The organism is Tepidimonas taiwanensis, from assembly GCF_020162115.1.
GTDB classification, from domain to species: Bacteria; Pseudomonadota; Gammaproteobacteria; order Burkholderiales; family Burkholderiaceae_C; genus Tepidimonas; species Tepidimonas taiwanensis.
In genome coordinates, this window is the sequence record NZ_CP083911.1 from 975,564 (window position 1) to 997,462 (window position 21,899).

The following is a 21,899-nucleotide window of genomic DNA, read 5'->3' on the forward strand; positions in this document are numbered from 1 at the left end:
AACGCCATGATCGACCACCCGTTTCACGGTTTCCGGGAACTGTTCGAGCAGCTCGGCCTGCCATCGGACGAGCAGAGCATCCGCCGCTTCATCGAAACCCACGCGCCACTGCCCCGTCACGTCGCGCTGCCGGATGCGCCGTTCTGGACGCCGCCGCAGGCGGCTTTCCTGCGTGACGCGCGCTGTGAGGATGCCGACTGGGCGGAGGTGGTGGACCGGCTCGATGCGGCGTTGCGGGGATAGGGTGGGGCGTCCCCTCCACCGGTCGCGACGGGCCCGCCAGCCGGCCTGAGTGCACCGACGCACCGATTCCGTTGCCGATATAGCGGTACGTCTTTGCCGCGCTTCATTCACGCGGTGTCTGCTGCAGGGGCGAGGTCGGGCCGAGCAGATCGGCCAGTGCGCGCGCCACGATCTTGGTTGCGCGGCGCAGGTCTTCCAGTACGAGGTGTTCGTCGGCCCGCTTGGCGTTGGATTCGCGCACCGTCCGTGGCCCCGCACCGTAGATGACGCCGGGGACGCCGCGCTCCACGTACAGCCGGACATCGGTGTAGAGCGGTGTGCCGACGGCGGGGATGGCCTCCCCGAGCACCGCGTGGGCGTGGCGCTGCAGCGCCCGCACCAACGGCTGGGCCCCTGGCAGCGGCCGCATCGCGTGTGCCAGCAACAGCCGCCGCACCGAGACCTTCAACGCCCGCCCGCCGCGCACCGGTGCATAGGTGGCGGCGGCTTCGCCGATCGTGCGGCGCAGTGCGGCTTCGACCGCGGTCGGATCCTCTTCCGGGATCAGGCGGCGGTCCAGCTTGAAGGTGACCTTGCCCGGCACGACGTTGGTGTTGGTGCCGCCCTCGATGCGGCCGACGTTCAGGTACGGGTGCGTGATACCTCCGACACCGGAGCGGATGGCCAGATAGTCCGCGTTGAGCCGGTACAGGGCATTGAGGATGTGCACAGCACCCTGCAGCGCGTCGGTGCCGCTGTCGGGGATTGCGGCGTGGGCCATTTCCCCCTCGATGGTGACTTCGAGCTGCAGACAGCCGTTGTGGGCCGTGACCACTTGGTAGGTGAAGCCGGCGGCCATCATCAGATCCGGCTGGGTCAGGCCCTGTCGCAACAGCCACCCCGGCCCCAGCTCGCCGCCAAACTCTTCGTCGTAGGTGAAGTGCAGCTCCACCGCGCCTTGCCGCGGACGCGCGACGGCTTCCAGCGCGCGGACGGCGAACACGTATGTGGCGAAGTCGCTTTTGCTGACCGCGGCGGCGCGGCCGTAGAGCTTGCCGTCGACGATCTCGCCGCCATAGGGGTCGTGGGTCCAACCCTCGCCGGGCGGCACGACGTCACCGTGCGCATTGAGCGCGATCACCGGGCGCTGTGTCGCGGCATCGCTGCCGTAGCGACGCCGCACGATCAGGTTGGTGATCGACGCCAGTCCGGCCGCGTGCACGATATCCGCGGGCACGGGGTGGCGCTCCACGGACCAACCCATCGCTTCCAACAGGGTGGCGGTGACCTCGGCGTGGCGTGCGTTGTCGCCCGGCGGGGTGTCGGTCGGCACCCGCAGCAGCGCCTGCAGGAACCGCACTTCCTCGTCGAAGTGGGCATCGATCCAGGCGTCCAGTGCAGTGGGGTCTGTGTAAGCGGTGCTCATGACAGGGGTGAAGGCTTGTGAGGGTCGAAAACGGCGGTGGATCTTGAGACCGGCCGATGAAGCAGCGTCGGGGAAGGGACACGGGCTCAGACCGTTTCGGCGGCCAGATCGCGCAGCAAGCGCGCAAAGGCCTGCACCGCCAGGTCGATATCGTCGCTGGTCGTCGATTCGAGCGGGTTGTGGCTGATGCCGCCGTTTTCCCCCCGTACGAACAGCATGGCCTGGGGCAGGATACGGTGCAGCATCATCGCGTCGTGTCCCGCGCCGCTGGGCAGGTGGTGCAGCGGAACGCCCATCGCCGCCACCGCGCGTTCCCAGCGCGCCTGCCACGCGGGGGCACTCGGGGCGGCAGCGGCGCGCAACGTTTCGCGCAGCGTCAGCGTCAGGCCGCGCTGCTCGGCGATCGCGTGGGCTTCGCTGAGGGCCACCTGCGCCAACGCGTCGCGGGCGGCGTCGGTCGGCGCGCGCAGGTCCAGGCTGAAGCGGCAGCGGCCCGGCACGACGTTGATGGAGCCCGACGGCACGTCCAGGATACCCACGGTGCCGACCGTACCGGGGTGGGCGCGGGCCAGGCGCTCGACAGCCAACACCAGCTCGGCGGCGCCGGCGGCGGCGTCGCGGCGCTGCGTCATCGGCGTGGTGCCGGCATGGCAGGCGACGCCTGTGTATTCGCCCAGCCACCGGACGCTGCCGTTGATGCCGGTGACGATCCCCAGCGGGCGGTTGGCCGCCGCCAGCACGGGCCCTTGTTCGATGTGTACCTCGACAAAACCGAGGTAGCGGGACGGATCGCGTTCGCACGCCGCGATGGCGTCCATCGTACCCGGCAGCCCCGCGCCGCGCATGGCGTCGGCCATGGGAACGCCGTCGGCGTCCGTGAGGGCGAGCCACGCGGGATCGAACGCGCCCGCCACGGCGGCAGAGCCCAAAAACGTCGCGGGGTAGCGTTGGCCTTCCTCCTCAGCGAATGCGATGATTTCGATGCCGAACGGCAGGCGCTCGCCGCGTGCGTGCAGCGCACGCACGGCGGCCAGCGGGACTGCGATGCCCAAGCGCCCGTCGTGCGGGCCGGCGTTGCGCACCGTGTCGTAGTGGCTGCCGGTGAGGAGCCAGCGCGCGTGCGGTTGCGCCGCGGCATACCGGCCGACGACATTGCCGACCGCGTCGATCTCCACCGCGTCACAACCGGCGTCGCGCATCCAGGCGGCGATCTCCGCGGCACAGGCGCGGTGGGCTTCGCTGAGGTAGGTGACCGTCAGCTGACCGGCATCTTCACTGTGTCGGGCGAGGGCCGCCAACCGATCCCACACGGCGTGTCCCGCGGTGGGCTCCCAACCCAACTTGTCGTGCAGGCGGATTTCGGCGATGCGGTGAATCTGCCGCAGGCACTCGCGCCACTCATCGTCCGGGTGGGCGTGCAGCCGCCGCTCGAACGTGGCGATGATCTCGGCTCGCGTCAGCCCGGTGCCGCGCGGGCCGCGCACCGCCAGGATGAAGGGCCAGCCAAAGCGGGCGTTGTAGGCCGCGTTGAGGCGTTGCAGCGCCGCGAACTCCTCGGGGCTGCAATGCGTAAGCCCGGCCCGGCTTTGTTCGCCGGTCGACTCTGCCGTCAGCGTGCCAGCGACCATGGCCTTGCCGGCGAGTTCGGGGTGGGCTCGGATGAGGGCGAGCTGGGCCTCGAGGGGGGCCTGGTCCACCACGTCGGCGCAGGCACAGATGAGCGCGGCCGGTGTCGCAAACGGGCGGCGCGCCAGGGCCGCGCGCACGATCCAGGGCGAGTGCTCATACAGCCCGTCGAGGCGCGCGCAAGCCTCCTCCAACGGCGCGGCGTTGAGGGCGTCGAGCGCCGCGATGCCGGTGCTCATCGGGTGTCCTCCGCCGGGGTGGGGCAGGGATGGGTGTCCCGCCAGTGGCGCGCAATATCCACGCGCCGGGCGACCCACACACCGTCGTGGCGCTGGATATGATCGAGGAAGCGTTGCAGCGCGCCGATACGCCCCGGGCGACCCAACAGCCGACAGTGCATGCCCACGCTCATCATGCGCGGCTGGTCCAGACCCTCGGGGTCGCCTTCGGCATAGAGCGCATCGAATGTGTCACGCAGGTAGAGGTAGAACGGATCCGCGTGCGAAAAACCCTGCGGGAGCGCAAAGCGCATGTCGTTGCAGTCGAGCGTGTACGGCACGACCAAGTGGTTGACCACGGTGCCGTCGCTGCGGCGCACGCGCATCCAGAACGGCAGGTCGTCGCCGTAGTAATCGCTGTCGTAGAGAAAACCCCCGTGATCGACGACGAGGCGGCGGGTGTTGGGGCTGTCGCGCCCCGTGTACCAGCCCAGCGGCGGCTCCCCGGTGAGGGCGGTCTGGATGGCGATGGCTTCGGCCATGTGGGCGCGTTCCGTCGCCTCATCCACCTGTTGGTAGTGGATCCATTTGAGCCCGTGGCAGGCGATTTCGTGGCCCGCCGCGCGGCAGGCGGCCGCCACTTCCGGGTGGCGCTGCAAGGCGCTGGCCACCGCGAAGACGGTCAACGCCAGGCCGCGGGATTCGAACTCGCGCAGGATGCGCCACACGCCGACGCGCGAGCCGTACTCGTAGATGCCCTCCATGCTCAGGTGCCGATCCGGGTAGGCCGCCGGCGCGAACATCTCGGATAGGAAGGTTTCGCTCGCCGCGTCACCGTGCAGAACGCAGTTCTCGCCGCCCTCCTCGTAGTTGAGGACGAACTGCACGGCGACGCGTGCGCCGCCCGGCCAGCGGGCGTGCGGGGGCTGGCGACCGTAGCCGACGAGGTCGCGGGGGTAGGGGGCGGTCGTGTCGTAGAGGGCAGCCATGTCGCGTTATCCCAAAGCCAGAGAGAGATCGGCGCTGCGCCGCGGCCGCTCGAACGACAGGCCGCTGATTACGTGTTCGAGGTGATCGGCCATCAGCCGCGCCGCGGCCTCCGCATCGCGCGCGGCAAGCGCGTCGAGGATTGCCTCGTGCTCCTCGCTGGAGTGTCGCGCTGCCGGCTCGCTTTGGTACATCAGCGTGATGAGCGCGCTGCGGGTCAGCAGCCCGCCGAGGATCTCGGTCAGCACCTGGTTGCCCGAGCACTCGGCCAAACGCAGATGGAAGTCTCCCAATAGTTGGTTGCGTGTACTGGCGTCACCGTCCGCGATGGCGGCGCGCTCCGCCCGCAAGTGCGCGCGCCAGGCACGCAGTTGCTTGTCCGTAATGGAAGCGGCCAGCTGGCGCACCAGATCGACCTCGAGGGTGCGGCGCACACTCAGGATCTGGCGCGCCTCCTGCACCGTCGGGGCGGCGACGCACGCGCCGCGGCGCGGGCGCAGCTGCACGAGCCGCGTCTGGGCGAGCTGGTGCAGGGCCTGCCGCACCACCGTGCGCGAGACGCCAAAATGCTCCGCCAGGCGCAGCTCCACCAGCGGGGTCCCGGGCAGCAGGCGGTGTTCGGCGATCGCCTGGGTGATGGTTGCGACGATGGTGTGGGCGCTGACGTCCGGCATGGGGGCATGATAGCGGCAGAATCGCCCGCTTGTATACACTTTGGTATTGCAAACGTCGGTTTGGCGGGTACGATCGTTGCCCGCTGCCATCAGCCTGGAGGTGACCGATGGGCCTGAGCACCCACGTTCTCGATACGATGCACGGCTGTCCGGCCGCTGGGATGGCGGTGCGGCTGTACCGGTTGGACGGTTCCGCGGCGGAGCCGTTGGCGAGCCTCGTGCTGGACGCCGACGGCCGGGCCGCCGGGGCGCGTTTGTTGGGGCAGGCGGCGTTCCAGGCGGGGCGCTATCGGCTGGTGTTTTCGGTCGGCGACTACTTTCGCCGCCGCGGGGTGGCGTTGCCCGATCCGCCGTTCCTGGATGAAGTCAGCGTGGACTTTGGGGTGGCGGATGCGCAGGGGCACTACCACGTGCCGCTGCTGGTGAGCCCCTGGAGCTACGCGACCTACCGGGGGAGCTGACGGTGACGTCCGGCGCTGGGGCTGGCATAGCGGCGGGCGTGAACGGCGCGGAGCATGCGACGTGGGATGACGTCGAGCGCGCCCGTGCGTTGCTGACCCGTGGTCCCGGTGTGCTGGTCCGGGTGCACGACGTGCAGGGGTCGGCCCCGCGCGGGGTCGGTGCCTGGATGGTCGTCACGGCCGATGCGACCGCGGGTTCGATCGGCGGCGGACACCTCGAGTGGCAGGCGATGGCGCACGCGCGCGCCATGCTGGCGCGGCTTGATAGCCGCTCCAAGCGGGTGCGCTGGGCGCTGGGCCCGAGCCTGGGCCAATGCTGTGGCGGTGTGGTGCACCTGTCGTTCGAGCGCATCGGGGTGGCGGATATTGAACCGTTGGCGCAGGCCGCGCTAGCGACGCTGACGCCGGTGGCGATTTTTGGCATGGGGCACGTGGGGCGGGCGCTCGTCGACGTGTTGCGCCCGCTGCCTTTTGCCGTGACGTGCATCGACGCGCGCGCCGAGGCGCTTCCCGCGCCGCATCCGCCCGTCGTCCTCGTGGAGCATGCGGACCCGGTGCAGGACGCCGTCGACGACCTGCCCGCCGGGGCGCGGGTGCTGGTGATGACGCACCGGCACGACGATGACTTTGCCATCGTGCGTGCGGCGCTGGAGCGGCTGCGGCGACGGGGTGATCTGCCGTTCATCGGGCTGATCGGCAGCCGCAGCAAATGGAACGGCTTTCAGCGCCGGCTGCAGGCACTGGGTTTCGGTCCGGCGGAGTGTCAGCGGGTCGTCTGCCCCATCGGGCTGGCCGGTATTGCCGGCAAGGCCCCGTCAGTCATCGCCGTTTCCGTGGCGGCGCAGTTGTTGATGCTCGGCGCTTCCCCCGTCTGTCGGGGCACTACGGCCGCGCAGGGGGCGAGGAAGGCGTTGTCAGCAGACCGCGTTCCTCGATGAAGCGCACGACCGCGTCCAGCCCCTCGCCAGTCTTCAAATTGGTCATGACCCACGGCCGGCGCTGCGCATCGGGGCGCATACGTGCGGTGTCGGCCGCCATCACGTCGAGGTTGGCCCCCACGTGCGGCGCGAGGTCGGTCTTGTTGATGACGAAGAGGTCGCTTTTCGTGATGCCGGGCCCCCCTTTGCGCGGGATTTTTTCGCCCGCGGCGACGTCGATAACGTAGATCGTCAGGTCCGACAGCTCGGGGCTGAAGGTGGCGGCCAGGTTGTCACCGCCGCTTTCCACGAACACGATGTCCGCATCCGGAAACTGGCGCAGCATGCGGTCGATGGCTTCGAGGTTGATCGAGCAGTCCTCCCGGATCGCCGTGTGGGGGCAGCCGCCGGTTTCCACACCGAGGATGCGCTCGGGCGGCAGCGCGCCGCTGGCGGTGAGGAGTCGCTGGTCCTCCTTGGTGTAGATGTCGTTGGTGATCGCCACGAGGTCCCAGCGGTCGCGCATGGCCTTGCACAGCATCTCCAGCAGCGTGGTTTTGCCGGAACCGACGGGGCCGCCGATGCCGACGCGCAGCGGCGGCAACCGCTTGGTGCGGCCCGGGATGTGGTGCAGGGCAGGGGCGGGATTCTGAAGGGTCGCGTTCATGAGCGAAACAGTCGGGAATACTGGGTTTCGTGCCGGCTGGACAACAGGGCCAGCCCGGGGGTAAACGCCTGCAACGCGAGAGGCGAGGGGTCGTCGGCGCGCCGCAGCGCCTCGGCCACCGCGTCGGGAATCTCCGCGACCAGTCGGCGCAGGATCCGTTGTCCCGCGGCCTGGCCCAAGGGCACCGCCTTGATGGCGGCCTGCACCGCGTTTTCCGCCCAACCGAAAGCAAGCGCCGCTAGCGCCGCCTCCAGCGGGGTATCCGCCGGGGTCTGCAGGGCCAGCGCCATGCCCAGCGCGACGGGATGGGTGGGGGACGTCGGGTCGGGCCAGCAGGGGTGGGGCCGGGCACCCAGCGCTTCCAGCCACGCCCACACGCCGTGCCCGATCTGCTCGGTCTGCAGGCGCAGCTCGGCGCTCTCGCGGCTGTGGTGCACCCAATCGTCGAGCAACCGCAGTGCGGTGGCGTCACCCGAGCGCGCCGCCAAACAGGCACGCGCGATCACGGGCAATTCCGCGCGCGCCACACTCAGGTGCAGCTGATCGACGATCCAATCCCCTGCGGAGCGCTCGTCGTGCACCCACCCGTCGTCCACTGCGGCTTCCAGTCCCTCGGAGTAGGAGAACGCCCCCACGGGCAGTGCCGGTGAGGCCAACCACAAGAGAGGTAGCAGGGTGGCGGTGGGGGTCATGCCGGGGATGCACCGTGGCCGTGCGGATGGACGTGTCCGTGCCCATCATGGGCGTGGGCATGCCCATGGGCGGCGTAGGCACCGGCTTCGGGCTCGAACGGCTCGCGCGCCTCGGTCACGATCAGGTGCATCTGCCGCAGCAGATCGGCCAGCACATGGTCCGGCTCCAGCTTGAGGTGATCGGCGCGCACTTCCAATGGCACGTGACGGTTCCCCAGGTGGTAGGCGGCGCGCAGCAGATCGAGTGGCGTGCCGTGCTGCGGGCAAACGCTCACCCGCAGCACGGGCTGGGCGGCGGCCTGCACGCGCAGCAGCGTTCCGTCTTCGGTGACCAGGACGTCGCCCCCGCGCAACACGGTGCCCGGCGCCAAAAAGACACCGACGCGGCGGCCGAGCGAATCCTCGCAGTCGAAGCGGCTCTTTTGTCGCTGGTCCCAATCCAGGCTGAGCCACGCGCAGCGTTCCAGCAGCGGGCGCGCCAACCCTTGGCCTTGGGGGATCAGTCGGGCAGCGGTCAGCATGGCGGTATCGGCCCGTCAGAAGAGAAAATACCGTTGCGCCATCGGCAGGACCTGCGCGGGCTCACAGGTCAGGAGTTCGCCGTCCGCGCGCACCGCGTAGGTCTGCGGGTCGATCTCCAGCCGCGGTGCGTAATCATTGAGCACCATGTCGCGCTTGCCGATGGTGCGGCAGCCCTGCACCGTGACCAGTGGCTTGGCCAACCCATAGCGCGCGCCGACGCCCGCGGCCAGTGCGGCCTGCGACACAAAGGTCAGCGACGTCCGCGCGAGCGCGCCGCCATAGGCACCGAACATCGGACGGAAGTGCACCGGCTGCGGCGTGGGAATCGAGGCGTTGGGGTCGCCCATCGCCGCGGCGATGATCATGCCCCCTTTGACGATGACGGCTGGCTTGACGCCAAAAAACGCCGGTTTCCACAGCACCAGATCGGCCCACTTGCCCGGCTCGATCGAGCCGACGATGTGCGAGACGCCGTGCGCGATGGCCGGATTGATCGTGTACTTGGCGATGTAGCGCTTGACGCGAAAGTTGTCGTTACGCGATGCGTGCTCGACCCCCGGCGGACGGTTGGCCGGGGGCGCAAGCCAGCCACGCTGCACCTTCATTTTGTGCGCGGTCTGCCAAGTGCGGGTGATGACCTCGCCCACCCGTCCCATCGCCTGGCTGTCGCTGCTCATGATGCTGATTGCCCCGAGGTCGTGCAGGATGTCCTCGGCCGCGATCGTCTCGCGCCGGATGCGGCTCTCGGCAAAGGCGAGGTCCTCCGGGATGCTCGCGTCGAGATGGTGGCACACCATCAGCATGTCCACGTGCTCGTCGAGCGTGTTGACGGTGTACGGGCGCGTGGGGTTGGTGGAAGAGGGCAGGACGTTGGCCTCACCGACGATGCGCAGGATATCGGGCGCGTGGCCGCCGCCCGCCCCCTCGCAGTGGAACGCGTGGATGGTGCGCCCCTCGAAAGCGGCGATCGAGTCCTCGACACAGCCGCTTTCGTTGAGCGTGTCGGTGTGGATCGCCACCTGGGTGTCCGTCTCTTCGGCAACGGACAGGCAGGTGCGGATGGCGCCCGGGGTGCTGCCCCAGTCCTCGTGCAGCTTCATGCCGATGGCACCGGCGGCGATCTGCTCGTGCAAGGCGTCGGGGTGGCTGGCGTTGCCCTTGCCCAGAAACCCCAGGTTCACGGGCAGGCCATCGGCCGCCTGCAGCATGCGCGCGATATTCCACGGGCCCGGCGTGCAGGTGGTGGCGTTGGTGCCGGTGGCGGGGCCGGTGCCGCCGCCGGTCATCGTGGTGATGCCGGACATCAGCGCTTCTTCCACCTGCTGCGGGCAGATAAAGTGGATGTGGCTGTCGTATCCACCGGCGGTGACGATCATGCCTTCGCCCGCGAGAATTTCGGTGCCCGGGCCGATGACGATGTCGACACCCGGCTGCACGTCCGGGTTGCCGGCCTTGCCGATGGCCGCGATGCGCCCGTCGCGCACGCCGATATCGGCTTTGACAATGCCCCAGTGGTCGATGATGAGCGCGTTGGTGATGACCAGGTCCATCGCCCCCTGCGCGCGGGTCCTCTGGCTCTGGCCCATGCCGTCGCGGATGGTCTTGCCACCACCGAACTTCACCTCCTCGCCATAGCCCCCGGCGCGCAGGGTGTAGTCGTCTTCGACCTCGACCCAGAGATCGGTGTCGGCGAGCCGCACCCGGTCACCCACGGTGGGGCCGAACATCTCGGCGTAGGCCCGGCGTGAGATTGTGCTCATGATGCCTCCTTGGCGTCAGCGCCGGAATCCAGCGGCCCCTGGACCTCTCCCCGAAAACCCCAGACGACGCGTTGGCCGCCAAACGGCACGAGCGTGACGGTGCGCTGCTGGCCCGGTTCGAAGCGGATCGCGGTTCCGGAGGCGATGTGCAGGCGCATTCCGCGTGCGGCCGCTCGGTCGAACGCGAGCGCCGGGTTCGTCTCGGCAAAGTGGTAGTGCGAGCCGACCTGGATGGGGCGGTCGCCGGTGTTGCGCACGACCAAGGTTAGCGTGGCGCGCCCGGGATTGAGCGTCAGGTCGCCCCCGGCTGTCACGATTTCGCCTGGGATCATGGCACGTGCCCCCGTGTCAGGCGAGTCGCCCCATCAGCACCAGCCCGGCGAGCCCCGTTGCGCCACCGGCAGCGGCCAGCAGCCAACGCGCGCGGGCGGCCGCCCAGCGTCGCAGCGACAGCCCCGCCGTGACGCCGCTCATGTGCAGGGCCAGCGTCGTGAGCAGAAAGCCGGCCGCGTATCCGGCAAAGCCGCTTTCCGGCGTTTCCGCGCCGTGCGCCAGCCCGTGCAGCGCCGCGCCGGCGGCGATCAACCCCATCCCCAACGGAACGGGCCAGCGGCGCTGCGCCGCCATCAACATCAGCCCGAACACCACGACGGACAGCGCCACCGCGTGTTCCAGCCAGCCGGGCACCCCCACGCTCCATCCGGTGATGGCACCGATGATGAGCGCGAGCATGAACGCTGCCGGCCCCCACCAGGCCCGCTGTGGCGGCAGCGCAAAGACGGACCATGTGCCCACCGCGATCATCGCGAGCATGTGATCCAGGCCGAAGGGATGAACGAGCCCCTCGAACCAGCTCGAGGTCCCGTGCCCGGTGTGGGCGTATCCGGGTATGGCCGCGAGCCCCAAGAGCAGCGCTGTCACGCGGGTCGTCGGCGGCCGCCGCACCGATCGGCGCGACGGGTGGGTGTGGTCTTCTGGCATGTTGTTCTCTCTCTCGTGGTTGGGTTACGCAATCGGTTGGTGCACGGTCACCAATTTGGTGCCGTCGGGGAAGGTGGCCTCCACCTGGATTTCCGGGATCATCTCGGGCACACCCTCCATCACGTCGTCGCGCGTCAGGACCTCGCGCCCCAGTGCCATCAGTTCGGCGACGGTGCGCCCGTCGCGCGCGCCTTCGAGCACCGCGGCACTGATCAGCGCCACCGCCTCGGGATGATTGAGCTTGAGACCACGGGCGCGACGCCGCTCGGCCAACAGCGCCGCCGTGAAGATCAGCAGTTTGTCTTTTTCGCGGGGGGTGAGGTCCATGCAGGAATTGAAGCAAGCGGCATGCCAAAGAGGGCGCGCCCGATGGCATGGAATCTGCTGAAACGCCCGCGTGAGCACGGAACCTCTGCAGCGCATCGTCCGCGTGCGGCGTGACTACAACCGCTGGGTGGCCAGCGAGACGATGGAAGACTACGCCCTGCGCTACACCGCGCGGCGCTTTCGCCGCTGGTCCCCTGGGCGGGTCGCCAACACGGCGTTGGGCGTGTCGTCCTTTTTGGTCTTGGAAGCGGTCGGTGCCAGCCTGCTGGTCCAGTTCGGCTTTGTCAATGCAGCGTGGGCGATTGTGGCCGCTGGCGCGCTGATTTTTCTTATCGGCTGGCCCATCAGCATGGCGGCGGCACGCCACGGGGTGGACATGGACCTGCTCACGCGCGGGGCCGGGTTCGGCTATATCGGCTCGACCGTTACGTCGCTCATTTACGCGAGCTTCACGTTCATCTTTTTCGCGCTCGAGGCGGCGGTGATGGCGTACGCGCTGGAGCTCGCATTCGGCATTCCGCCCGCCTGGGGCTATGGGGTGTGCGCTCTCGTCGTCATCCCGCTGGTCATCCACGGGATCACGGCGATCAGTCGCTTTCAGGTGTGGACACAGCCGATCTGGCTCTCGTTGATGGTCGTGCCCTTTGTGGGCGTGCTGGTGCAAGCGCCCAACGCCTTCGAAGGTCTCTCGGTCTACGCCGGTGCCGGGGGGACGTACGCAGGGTTCGACAGCCTGGCATTCGGAACGGCCCTCACCGTCGGGCTGGCTTTGGTGACCCAGATGGGGGAGCAGGCCGATTACTTGCGCTTCATGCCGCCGGCACGTCCGGGGCAAGCGGGACGCTGGCGCATGGCTGTGCTGATCGGCGGTGTCGGGTGGGTTCTGATCGGTGTGCTCAAGATGCTGGGTGGGGCGGCGCTCGCGTGGCTCGCCATCGGCCATCAGGTGCCTCCGGAACGGGCAGTCGATCCCAACCAGATGTACCTCGTCGCCTATGAGTATCTGCTGCCCCACGAGTGGGCGGTGTGGGCGACCGCCCTGTTCGTCGTGATCTCGCAGCTCAAGATCAACGTCACCAACGCCTATGCCGGGTCGCTGGCGTGGAGCAACTTCTTTTCCCGCTGGACGCACAGTCACCCCGGCCGCGTGGTGTGGGTCGTGTTCAACATCGGGATTGCGCTGCTGCTGATGGAGATGAACGTCTTCGACGCGATGTCGCAGGTGCTGGGGATCTATGCCAACCTGGCCATCGCATGGATGGGGGCGGTGTTTGCAGACTTGGTGATCAACAAGCCGCTGGGCTGGTCACCGCGGGCCATCGTCTTTCAACGGGCTTATCTCTACGATGTCAATCCGGTCGGGCTCGGGGCCATGGGGTTGGCATCGGTCGTGGGTATTGCGGCGCATGTGGGGGCCATGGGTCTGGCGGCGCAAGCATTCTCTGCTGTTGTGGCGTTGGTGGTGGCTATCGCGGCGGCACCGCTGTTGGCGTGGCTCACACGCGGGCGCTACTACCTGGCGCGCCACCCCGATCCTGTGGCGCAACCCAATGGCGCTGACGTCCCGGCGGCGGTTCGGTGTGTCGTTTGCGGCGGCGAGTACGAGGCACCCGACACCGCCCACTGCCCTGCATACCAGGGGCGCATCTGCTCGTTGTGCTGTACGTTGGATGCCCGCTGCGAAGATCTGTGCAAGCCACAGGCCCGCGTGGCTGTCCAGTGGCAGCAGCTGTTGCACCGGCTGTTGCCCGCGCGCGCCCACCCCTATCTGGAGGCGGGATTGGCGGCATTCACCTTGTGGATGGCGGTTCTCCTCCCACTGGTCGCCATCGGCCTGGCGCTCTTGTTTCGTTACCTGGGCGCTTGGCCGCCAGCCGGTTCAACGGGACTGACCTGGGGGTATTGGTGGTCGTCCGGGTATCTGCCGGTCCTTGCGCTCACCAGTGTGATGTTGGCGACGCTGGTGTGGTGGGTGGTCCTGGCGCAGAAGAGCCGTGCCGTGGCACTGGAGGAATCCCGACGGCAGACCGCGTTGCTGTTGCGCGAGATCGAGGCGCACCGCCGCACCGACCGACAACTGCAGCAGGCCCGCGAGCAGGCCGAACGCGCACGGCGCACGGCCGATCAGGCCAACCGCGCAAAGACGCGCTTTATCGGCAGTTTGAGTCACGAATTGCGCACCCCGCTCAACGCGATCCTGGGCTACGCGCAGTGGTTGCAAGAGGCGCGGGATCTGTCGCCGAAGCGGCGGGAAGCGGCCGGGGTGATCGCGCGGGCGGGCGAGCACGTGCTGTCGCTCATCGAGGGCACCCTCGACATCGCCCGTATCGAGTCGGGCCGTATGGTGCTGGAGCCGCGCCCGACCGATCTGCGCGGGCTCGTGGAGAGTGTCGTGGCACTCATCGGGCCCCAAGCCCGAGCGAAACAGCTCACGTTCGACTACCAGCCGCCCGAACGCTGGCCTGCGGCGGTACGGGCAGACGAGCGCCGCATCCGCCAGATCCTGCTCAATCTGCTCGGCAACGCGGTCAAGTTCACGCGAGACGGTCACGTGGCGCTTCGGGTCGCGTACGCGCGCGAGATCGCATCGTTCGAGATCACCGACTCAGGGCCGGGAATCGACCCCGACGAGCGTGAGCGCATCTTCGAGCCGTTTGCGCGGGGGCGCGCCGCAGTGGGTGTGCCTGGCTCCGGCTTGGGATTGACCGTGGCGCGGATGCTGACCGACCTCATGGGGGGGGAGTTGGTGATCGACAGCAGGCCGGGGGTGGGGACCACGTGTCGGTTGCGCCTGTTCTTACCCACGCTCGCTGCCCCGCCACCACTGCGCGACGAGCCGGCCACCCCAGCGGGGGAGGCGCGTACCGACCGACGCGGCTGTGCGCTGGTGGTCGACAACGAGGCGGCAGACCGGGAGTTGCTGGGGATTTGGCTGCGTGAGGCCGGCTATGACGTTGTCATCTGTCCGGACGGCGAGTCGGCTCTGGAAGCGCTTCACGGGGGCTTGCGCCCCGATTTCGTCCTGATGGACTTGGCCATGCCGGGCAAAGACGGCTGGCAAACGTTGGCCGACATACGCGCCATGGAGCTGCAGCCGCCGCCTCGGTGTGCCGTGGTGTCGGCCAACGCCTTCGACCGTGGCATCGACAACCCGATCGGCCTGCCCGTGGTCGATTTTTTGGTCAAACCCGTGTCACGGCAGACCCTGCTGCGATGGATCCAGGGCGAGGATGGCGCCCCGGGTGAGACGGCCCGTGCCTCCGATGCCGTGGAGATGGCTCATGCCACTGACGGGCTGGCCGCGCACCACGCCACGGGGCCGACACACGAAGCGCTCCCGCAGCCGTGGCTGGAGCTGCCCGAGATGCTGCGCCAACGGTTGGCGACGGCGGCACGCCTGGGGCATCGCCGCGGTGTCGAAGCCGCGCTGGACACGGCGCAGGCCCAGCCAGGCCTTTCCGCCGCAGCGCGGCAATGGCTGCGGCAGTGTCGCGAGGACGTGCGCGAATTCCGGTTCGATCGATTGCAGCCGATCGTGGTTGACGATGACAGCGCTGTTGGGGTTGAGCGATGACCGCGGCAGAGGCATCGGAGGTCATTCGGGGGACGGGCTTCTCATCCGGGGCAGTGGTGCTGTTGGTCGACGACCAGCCGCACAGCGTGTCTGCCCTGCACGATGTGCTGGACGAGGCGGGTTTCACCGTTTTGGTGGCGCTGGACGGGGGGACGGCGCTGCAGCGCGCGCGGGAGGCGCTGCCGGACGCGATCCTGCTCGATGCCGTGATGCCCGGGATGGATGGTTTCGAGGTCGCGCGGCGTCTGCAGGCAGACCCACGTACCCAGGGGGTGCCCATCATTTTTATGACCGGCTTGAACGAGACCGAGGACGTGGAGCGCGCCTTTGCCGTGGGCGGCGTGGACTACGTCACCAAGCCAGTCCGACCCCGTGAGGTGTTGGCGCGGCTGAATGCCCACCGGCGGTTGGCCCGGCAAGTGCGCTGGGGCCAGCGGCAGGACGGGCTGGCGCGGCAGGCGCTGGACGCGTTCGGTCTGGCGACCCTGGTGCTGCGCGGTGCCGAGGGCAAGCTGTTGTGGCAGACACCTCTGGCCCGTGCGTTGCTGGTGCAGTACGCCGGGGGAGACGGTGTCCACACTCCGGCACCCGTGCGCCGTTGGTGGCAGGCAGGGTTGTCGTTGGCGCAACGCGGTGAGGAGCCACCACCACTCGTCTTGCGCGCGGGGGCCGATCAACTCGTGTTGCGCGTGCACCGTCGCATCGGCGATCTGGACGACGAGCAGAGCGCAACGGGGACGAGGGACGCGGGGGACTGGCTGATCGTTTTGGAGGAGCGGCGTGAGAGTCTCGCGATGGCGCGGCTGGCCGAGGCGTTCGGCCTGACCGTCCGCGAGGCCGAGGTGCTGTATTGGGTGGCGCAGGGCAAGATCAACCGTGACATCGGAGCCATCGTCGGTGCCAGCCCGGCGACCGTCAAAAAGCACTTGGAACGCATTTTGGCCAAGCTCGGCGTCGAGACGCGGACGGCCGCAGCGGCCATGGCGCTGCAGCGTCTGCGGGCTCCGTGACGCGCGCCGTACGCCATCTGGCGTACAGACAGGGCCCTAGGGTCAACCCTAGGATGCAGATGTGGTCGCCGGATCCGTGATGCGAGCCGGTCCCTTCCTCTCCAACGTCCAGGAGTCTTGCCATGAAACGCCGTGAATCGCTCCAGCTGCTGTCCGCTGCCGCCCTGTCGACCCTGCCGATATTTTCCGTGCGCGCACAAAACGCCCCGATCAAGGTGGGGGTGCTGCACAGCCTCTCGGGCACGATGGCCATTTCCGAGACGGTGCTCAAGGACATTGCGCTGATGACGTTCGATGAGATCAACGCCGCCGGTGGTGTGATGGGACGCCGTATCGAGCCGGTCGTCGTCGACCCGGCGTCGAACTGGCCGCTGTTTGCCGAGAAGGCGCGGCAGCTCATCACCCAAGATAAGGTGGCCGCCGTATTCGGTTGCTGGACCAGTGTGTCGCGCAAGTCGGTGCTGCCGGTCTTCGAGGAGCTCAACAGCCTGCTGTTCTACCCCGTTCAGTACGAGGGCGAAGAGCTCAGCAAAAACGTCTTCTACACCGGTGCCGCGCCCAACCAACAGGCCATTCCTGCCGTGGAATACCTGATGAGCAAAGACGGTGGCGGGGCCAAGCGCTTTGTGTTGCTGGGCACGGACTATGTTTATCCGCGTACCACGAACAAGATCCTGCGCGCGTTCCTCAAGTCCAAAGGCATTCCCGAATCCGACATCATGGAGGAATACACGCCGTTTGGCCACAGCGACTACCAAAGCATCATCGCCAAAATCAAAAAATTTGCCAGCGAGGGCAAGAAGACGGCGGTGGTGTCCACGATCAACGGTGACTCCAATGTGCCGTTCTACAAGGAACTGGGCAACCAGGGCCTCAAAGCCACCGATGTGCCGGTCGTGGCATTTTCCGTGGGCGAGGAGGAGTTGCGTGGTGTCGACACCAAGCCGCTGGTGGGCCATCTGGCGGCGTGGAACTATTTCATGTCGATCAAAAACCCGGCCAACGATGCCTTCATCCAAAAGTGGGCCGCCTACGCCAAAGCCAAAAACATCCCCGGCCACAAAGACAAGCCATTGACCAACGATCCGATGGAGGCCACCTACATCGGCATCCACATGTGGAAGCAGGCGGTGGAGAAGGCCAAGAGCACGGAGACCGACAAAGTCATTGCCGCGATGGCGGGACAGACCTTCCAGGCCCCGTGCGGCTTCGTCGTGAAGATGGACGAACGCAACCACCACCTGCACAAGCCAGTATTTATCGGGGAGGTGCGGGCGGACGGGCAGTTCAACGTGGTCTGGAAGACCAAGGGGCCGATCCGCGCCCAGCCGTGGAGTCCGTTCATTCCGGGCAACGAGAAGAAAAAGGACGTTCCGGAGAAAGCGTGACGGTCAACGACGGCCGGCACTACAGGGCCTGCACGATCATGGCAACTCGCAATCGACATGGAATCCCCGTACCGGCTTGGCTCGGGGCTGCGCTGCTGCTGGCCAGCCTGCTGCTGACCCGCGCCGCGTGGGCCCTGACGCCCGAGGACGCGCGTGCCGCGGTCGAGGGGGGCATCGGCGATCGCGTGGAGGTCGTGCAACGGCTCGTCGCATCCGGCGACCCTGCGGCGGCGCGGCTGCTGCGCGCGCTGGCGCAGGGTGCCGTGCGCTTCAACGCCCTGGGGGTCTACGTGGTCGACGACACGGGGGCGCGCGATGCGGTGACGGGGCAGTCAGTTACCGTGCCCCCTGATGCCGAAGACGCGCTCGTCAACAACCGCCTGCGCGGTGTATTGGAAACGGCGCTGGCGGCGTTGGACCTGATCGAGGGTGCTGATCCCGCGCGCCAGCGTGAGGCAGCACGGCTGCTGCGCAGTGCGGCCGTCGATGACGCTGACGCGGCCCTGCTGGCGCTGTTGCAGCGGGTGGATGCGGCGTTGGCGAACCGCACCGTCGATGCCAGCACCCGTCGCGCTTTGGATGAGGCCTTGGCGGCCGCTGGGTTGGCATCGGAAGAGCCCAGCGAGCGGCAGCGCGCTGCCAAGCTGCTGGCGCGGTCAGCGGAGCCCGCCATTCGCCCCCTGATCGAGCGTCGCCTGGCTGAGGAGTCGGACCCGGCTGTGCGCGCGGCGCTGCAGCACGCGCTGGCAGCCGTCGAGCGGCGTCAAGCCCTGACCGCCGCCGCAGGACAGTTGTTTGCGGGGTTGAGCCTGGGCTCGATTCTGTTGCTCGCGGCACTGGGGTTGGCGATCACGTATGGGCTCATGGGCGTCATCAACATGGCCCATGGGGAAATGATCATGATCGGTGCCTACGCGACCTATGCGGTACAGGTGGCTTTTCAGCGCTGGTGGCCGCAGGCACTGGAGTATTACGTCCTGGCTGCGATACCGGTGGCGTTTTTGGCCACGGCGGCGGTTGGCGCAGCCATCGAGCGCGGCGTGATCCGTCATCTCTATGGCCGACCGCTGGAGACGCTGCTGGCGACGTGGGGCCTGAGTCTGATCCTCATTCAGGCGGTGCGCAGCCTGTTCGGGGCGCAGAACGTCGCCGTCGAAAACCCGGGCTGGCTCTCGGGCGGTGTCGATGTGGGCGCGGGGCTCATCCTGCCGTGGAATCGCATCGCCGTACTGGCATTTGCGGCGTTGGTGTTGGCTGCCGTGGCGCTGCTGATTGCTCGCACTCGCTTTGGGTTGTTCGTGCGGGGTGTGACCCAAAACCGTCCGATCGCGGCGTGTATGGGGGTCAACACCGCGCGCGTCGACATGTTGGCGTTTGCGTTTGGTTCGGGTGTGGCGGGTTTGGCCGGTGTGGCGCTGAGCCAACTCGGCAATGTCGGGCCTGATCTCGGGCAGGCTTACATCATCGATTCGTTCATGGTCGTGGTGGTCGGTGGAGTGGGGCAATTGGCTGGGTCGGTGCTTGCGGCACTGGGGTTGGGCCTGTTGAACAAGCTATTCGAGGGATGGGCGGGCGCGGTATTGGCCAAGATCGCCGTCTTGCTGCTCATCATCGCATTCATCCAGAAACGTCCCCAAGGCCTCTTTGCCTTGCGTGGACGCGCGGCTTGAGGTGGAAACCGACATGACAACTGACGTGCTTCAACCCCATGCCCCGGTGATGACCCCATCACGACGACGCCTCCCGCTGCTCCTCCAGCCGCAGTGGCTGGGTGTGTGGGCCGGTCTCCTGGTCGTGGCTGTCCTGGTGCCGGTGTTGAACCTCGCCGTTCCACCAGAGCACTTTCTGCACGTTTCGGACTACACGGTCAGTCTGGTCGGCAAGATCCTCTGCTATGCGATTTGTGCGCTGGCGATGGATCTGATCTGGGGCTATGCGGGCATCCTCTCCCTTGGGCATGGATTGTTTTTTGCCTTGGGGGGCTATGTGATGGGCATGTACCTGATGCGTCAAATCGGGCGCGACGGCCACTACGGCGCCGACTTGCCCGACTTCATGGTGTTTCTCGACTGGAAGGAACTGCCCTGGCATTGGGCGCTGTCGGACAGTTTTGTCGCCACGGTATTGCTCGTGATGTTGGTGCCGGGCTTGCTGGCGCTGGTGTTTGGCTACTTCGCGTTTCGCTCGCGCATCCAAGGGGTGTATTTTTCCATCATCACGCAAGCGCTCACCTTTGCCGCGATGCTGCTTTTTTTCCGAAACGAAACGGGGTTTGGGGGAAACAATGGCTTTACCGATTTCAAACGGATCCTTGGCTACCCGATTGCCACGGGTGAGATGCGGGTGACGCTGTTTGCGCTGTCGGGCGTGACGCTGGTGCTCGCGTACGTGGCGTGCCGTTGGCTGGTCGCGTCGAAGTTTGGGCGTCTGCTGCAAGCCGTGCGAGACGCGGAGTCGCGGCTGATGTTTTGTGGCTATGACCCACTGCCGTACAAGCTGGCGGTGTGGACCTTCTCCGCGGTGTTGTGCGGGATTGCGGGAGCGTTGTACGTGCCCCAGGTGGGCATCATCAACCCAAGTGAAATGAGCCCGGCCAACAGTATCGAGATTGCGGTCTGGACGGCGGTGGGTGGCCGCGGAACGCTCATTGGCCCGATCGTGGGCGCGTTTGCAGTCAACGGAGCGAAGAGCTGGTTCACGGTCGCCATGCCCGAGTACTGGTTGTACGCCCTGGGGGCGTTGTTCATCGCGGTGACGCTGTGGATGCCGCGCGGCTTGGTGGGGCTGCTGGGGCGGCGCAAGCCGGACAGTCTCGGCGCCTCGAAACAGGAGCACCGGACATGACGCCCGACTTGCTGGACGAGGGGGCGGCGCGGTTGGCGCGTGCCAGCGAGCGGCGCAATATCGCCACGGAATCCGGCGGACGTGATGCAGGGTATGCACGTCCGTTGTCCGCGGACCGCTTTGATGCCGCACACGGCCGCATTCTGTACCTGGAAGACGTGACGGTAACGTTCGACGGCTTTCGGGCCTTGGACCGGCTGACGCTCGATATCGGGGTGGGCGAGCTGCGGTGCATCATCGGTCCGAACGGTGCCGGCAAGACCACCCTGATGGATGTGATCACCGGCAAGACACGACCCGATAGCGGGACGGTGTTTTTTGGCAGCGCCATCGACCTGACGCGTTACCGCGAGGCGGAGATTGCGGCGCTCGGGATCGGGCGCAAATTTCAAAAGCCCACGGTATTCGAGGCCCTGACCGTGTGGGAAAACCTCGAACTGGCCCTGGCCGGTGAGAAAGGCATTGTCGCCAGCTTGCGCGGCACACTCGATGCCAAGGGCCGGCAACGCATCGATGAGTTGCTGGCGACCATCCAGTTGGCGGATCAGCGGCACCGGCGGGCCGGTGAACTGAGTCACGGCCAGAAGCAGTGGTTGGAAATCGGCATGCTGCTGGCGCAGGAGCCGCGGCTGCTGTTGCTGGACGAACCCGTGGCCGGGATGACCGATGACGAGACCGCGCGCACGGCCGAGCTCTTGCGCTCGCTCAAAGGCAAGCACTCGTTGATGGTGGTGGAGCACGACATGGCGTTCGTGCGCGCCGTGAGCGACGGCGGACGGGTGACCGTGTTGAGCGAGGGGCGCGTGCTGGCCGACGGAACGCTGGAAAAGGTCCAGGCGGACGAGCGCGTCATCGAGGTGTATCTGGGCCGATGACGGGGAGCGTGCCGATGCTGCAGATCCAAGACGTCCACCAGTACTACGGGGGCTCACATATTTTGCGCGGGGTAGGGCTCGAGGTGCGGCCCGGCGAGATCACCGTGGTGTTGGGGCGCAACGGCGTCGGCAAAACGACGCTGTTGAAATGCCTGATGGGTTTGGTGCCGATCCGTCGTGGGACGATCGCCCTGGACGGTCAGCCCATCGCGGGATGGCCGCCGTACCGGCGGGCCGCGGCGGGGATCGGCTACGTCCCGCAGGGGCGGGAGATCTTCGGTCGCCTCACGGTTCACGAAAACCTCATGATGGGGTTGGCGAGCCGCCCCGCGCACACGGCCATTCCTGCCGTGTTGTACGAGCTCTTTCCGATCCTGGCGCAGATGCGCCGCCGCCGAGGGGGCGACCTGTCCGGGGGGCAGCAGCAGCAACTGGCCATCGCACGGGCGCTCGCAGCGTCTCCGCGCGTGCTGGTGTTGGATGAACCGACGGAGGGCATTCAGCCCAACATTATCCAGGCCATTGGGGAGGTATTGCGCCGCTTGGCGCGGGAAGGGGTGGATGGACGCCCGATGGCCATTCTGCTGGTGGAGCAGTACTACGATTTTGCACAGGCTTTGGCGGATCGGTATGTCGTGCTCGAGCGCGGCGAGGTCGTCGATGCGGGCGCTGGCCATGAAATGGCGCAACGGGGGGTGCGGCAGCGGATCGCGATTTGAGCGGCGCAT

General features: G+C 67.5%; 21 protein-coding genes. 10 read left to right on the plus strand and 11 right to left on the minus strand.

Annotated elements, in window-relative coordinates; all coding sequences use genetic code 11:
• The first annotated feature begins 6 nt into the window (after positions 1-6).
• Entirely contained in the window at positions 7-243 is a 237-nt protein-coding gene (locus LCC91_RS04490; protein ID WP_143898127.1) for a DUF2789 domain-containing protein, read from the plus strand.
• A 103-nt stretch (positions 244-346) separates the two neighbouring features.
• Here LCC91_RS04490 and LCC91_RS04495 read toward each other — a convergent pair whose 3' ends face one another.
• The 4 genes from LCC91_RS04495 to LCC91_RS04510 all read right to left on the minus strand — a co-directional run bounded on the left by LCC91_RS04495 (position 347) and on the right by LCC91_RS04510 (position 5,153).
• Entirely contained in the window at positions 347-1,648 is a 1,302-nt protein-coding gene (locus LCC91_RS04495; RefSeq protein WP_143898129.1) for a M20/M25/M40 family metallo-hydrolase, read from the minus strand.
• An 86-nt stretch (positions 1,649-1,734) separates the two neighbouring features.
• Complete coding sequence (gene uraD / locus LCC91_RS04500) at positions 1,735-3,513, minus strand: 2-oxo-4-hydroxy-4-carboxy-5-ureidoimidazoline decarboxylase (protein ID WP_143898131.1); 1,779 nt, start codon at positions 3,511-3,513, stop codon at positions 1,735-1,737.
• Positions 3,510-4,481, minus strand: coding sequence for an allantoinase PuuE (gene puuE, locus LCC91_RS04505; protein WP_143898133.1), 972 nt, complete (start codon positions 4,479-4,481; stop codon positions 3,510-3,512). The genes uraD and puuE overlap by 4 nt, the downstream gene beginning before the upstream one ends.
• 6 nt (positions 4,482-4,487) lie before the next feature.
• Positions 4,488-5,153, minus strand: coding sequence for a GntR family transcriptional regulator (locus LCC91_RS04510; RefSeq protein WP_143898135.1), 666 nt, complete (start codon positions 5,151-5,153; stop codon positions 4,488-4,490).
• Positions 5,154-5,260: 107 nt separating this feature from the next.
• Here LCC91_RS04510 and uraH point away from each other — a divergent pair, with 107 nt between their 5' ends.
• The gene (gene uraH, locus LCC91_RS04515; protein ID WP_143898137.1) at positions 5,261-5,614 is read left to right on the plus strand and encodes a hydroxyisourate hydrolase; all 354 of its coding nucleotides are present in this window, start codon (positions 5,261-5,263) and stop codon (positions 5,612-5,614) included.
• 2 nt (positions 5,615-5,616) lie between these two features.
• Positions 5,617-6,552: a xanthine dehydrogenase accessory protein XdhC gene (gene xdhC / locus LCC91_RS04520; protein ID WP_224441023.1), complete on the plus strand. Its 936-nt coding sequence runs from the start codon at positions 5,617-5,619 to the stop codon at positions 6,550-6,552.
• Here xdhC and ureG read toward each other — a convergent pair.
• From ureG to LCC91_RS04555, 7 genes are read right to left on the minus strand one after another with little or no spacing between them, the layout of a single operon-like run.
• Positions 6,497-7,198 (minus strand): urease accessory protein UreG, encoded by a 702-nt coding sequence (gene ureG, locus LCC91_RS04525; RefSeq protein ID WP_043703163.1) that lies wholly within the window; start codon positions 7,196-7,198, stop codon positions 6,497-6,499. The genes xdhC and ureG overlap by 56 nt on opposite strands.
• Positions 7,195-7,890 carry an urease accessory protein UreF gene (locus tag LCC91_RS04530; RefSeq protein WP_185974905.1) on the minus strand — a complete coding sequence of 232 codons (696 nt, stop codon included), beginning with the start codon at positions 7,888-7,890 and terminating at the stop codon, positions 7,195-7,197. The genes ureG and LCC91_RS04530 overlap by 4 nt, the downstream gene beginning before the upstream one ends.
• Entirely contained in the window at positions 7,887-8,411 is a 525-nt protein-coding gene (gene ureE, locus LCC91_RS04535; RefSeq protein WP_043703166.1) for an urease accessory protein UreE, read from the minus strand. Before ureE ends, LCC91_RS04530 begins: the two co-directional genes overlap by 4 nt.
• 15 nt (positions 8,412-8,426) lie before the next feature.
• Positions 8,427-10,172, minus strand: coding sequence for an urease subunit alpha (gene ureC / locus LCC91_RS04540; protein WP_143898139.1), 1,746 nt, complete (start codon positions 10,170-10,172; stop codon positions 8,427-8,429).
• Positions 10,169-10,504: an urease subunit beta gene (locus LCC91_RS04545; RefSeq protein WP_143898141.1), complete on the minus strand. Its 336-nt coding sequence runs from the start codon at positions 10,502-10,504 to the stop codon at positions 10,169-10,171. Before LCC91_RS04545 ends, ureC begins: the two co-directional genes overlap by 4 nt.
• A gap of 16 nt (positions 10,505-10,520) precedes the next feature.
• Positions 10,521-11,153, minus strand: a complete 633-nt coding sequence (locus LCC91_RS04550; RefSeq protein ID WP_143898143.1) for a HupE/UreJ family protein — start codon at positions 11,151-11,153, stop codon at positions 10,521-10,523.
• Between the two features lie 24 nt (positions 11,154-11,177).
• On the minus strand, positions 11,178-11,480 hold the full coding sequence (locus LCC91_RS04555; protein ID WP_058615617.1) for an urease subunit gamma: 303 nt from the start codon (positions 11,478-11,480) through the stop codon (positions 11,178-11,180).
• A gap of 70 nt (positions 11,481-11,550) precedes the next feature.
• Here LCC91_RS04555 and LCC91_RS04560 point away from each other — a divergent pair, with 70 nt between their 5' ends.
• The 7 genes from LCC91_RS04560 (at position 11,551) to urtE (ending at position 21,890) form a co-directional block, all read left to right on the plus strand.
• Entirely contained in the window at positions 11,551-15,054 is a 3,504-nt protein-coding gene (locus LCC91_RS04560) for a hybrid sensor histidine kinase/response regulator (protein ID WP_313904198.1), read from the plus strand.
• Positions 15,051-16,064, plus strand: a complete 1,014-nt coding sequence (locus tag LCC91_RS04565) for a response regulator transcription factor (protein WP_143898145.1) — start codon at positions 15,051-15,053, stop codon at positions 16,062-16,064. The genes LCC91_RS04560 and LCC91_RS04565 overlap by 4 nt, the downstream gene beginning before the upstream one ends.
• Positions 16,065-16,186: 122 nt before the next feature.
• A complete protein-coding gene (gene urtA / locus LCC91_RS04570) occupies positions 16,187-17,452 on the plus strand; it encodes an urea ABC transporter substrate-binding protein (protein ID WP_043703173.1) in 1,266 nt (421 codons plus the stop codon).
• Positions 17,453-17,490: 38 nt separating this feature from the next.
• Positions 17,491-19,122, plus strand: a complete 1,632-nt coding sequence (urtB, locus tag LCC91_RS04575; RefSeq protein ID WP_143898147.1) for an urea ABC transporter permease subunit UrtB — start codon at positions 17,491-17,493, stop codon at positions 19,120-19,122.
• A 13-nt stretch (positions 19,123-19,135) separates the two neighbouring features.
• Complete coding sequence (urtC, locus tag LCC91_RS04580; RefSeq protein ID WP_143898149.1) at positions 19,136-20,296, plus strand: urea ABC transporter permease subunit UrtC; 1,161 nt, start codon at positions 19,136-19,138, stop codon at positions 20,294-20,296.
• Complete coding sequence (gene urtD, locus LCC91_RS04585; RefSeq protein WP_143898152.1) at positions 20,293-21,171, plus strand: urea ABC transporter ATP-binding protein UrtD; 879 nt, start codon at positions 20,293-20,295, stop codon at positions 21,169-21,171. The genes urtC and urtD overlap by 4 nt, the downstream gene beginning before the upstream one ends.
• Positions 21,172-21,185: 14 nt before the next feature.
• On the plus strand, positions 21,186-21,890 hold the full coding sequence (urtE, locus tag LCC91_RS04590) for an urea ABC transporter ATP-binding subunit UrtE (protein ID WP_143898154.1): 705 nt from the start codon (positions 21,186-21,188) through the stop codon (positions 21,888-21,890).
• Positions 21,891-21,899: the final 9 nt, after the last annotated feature.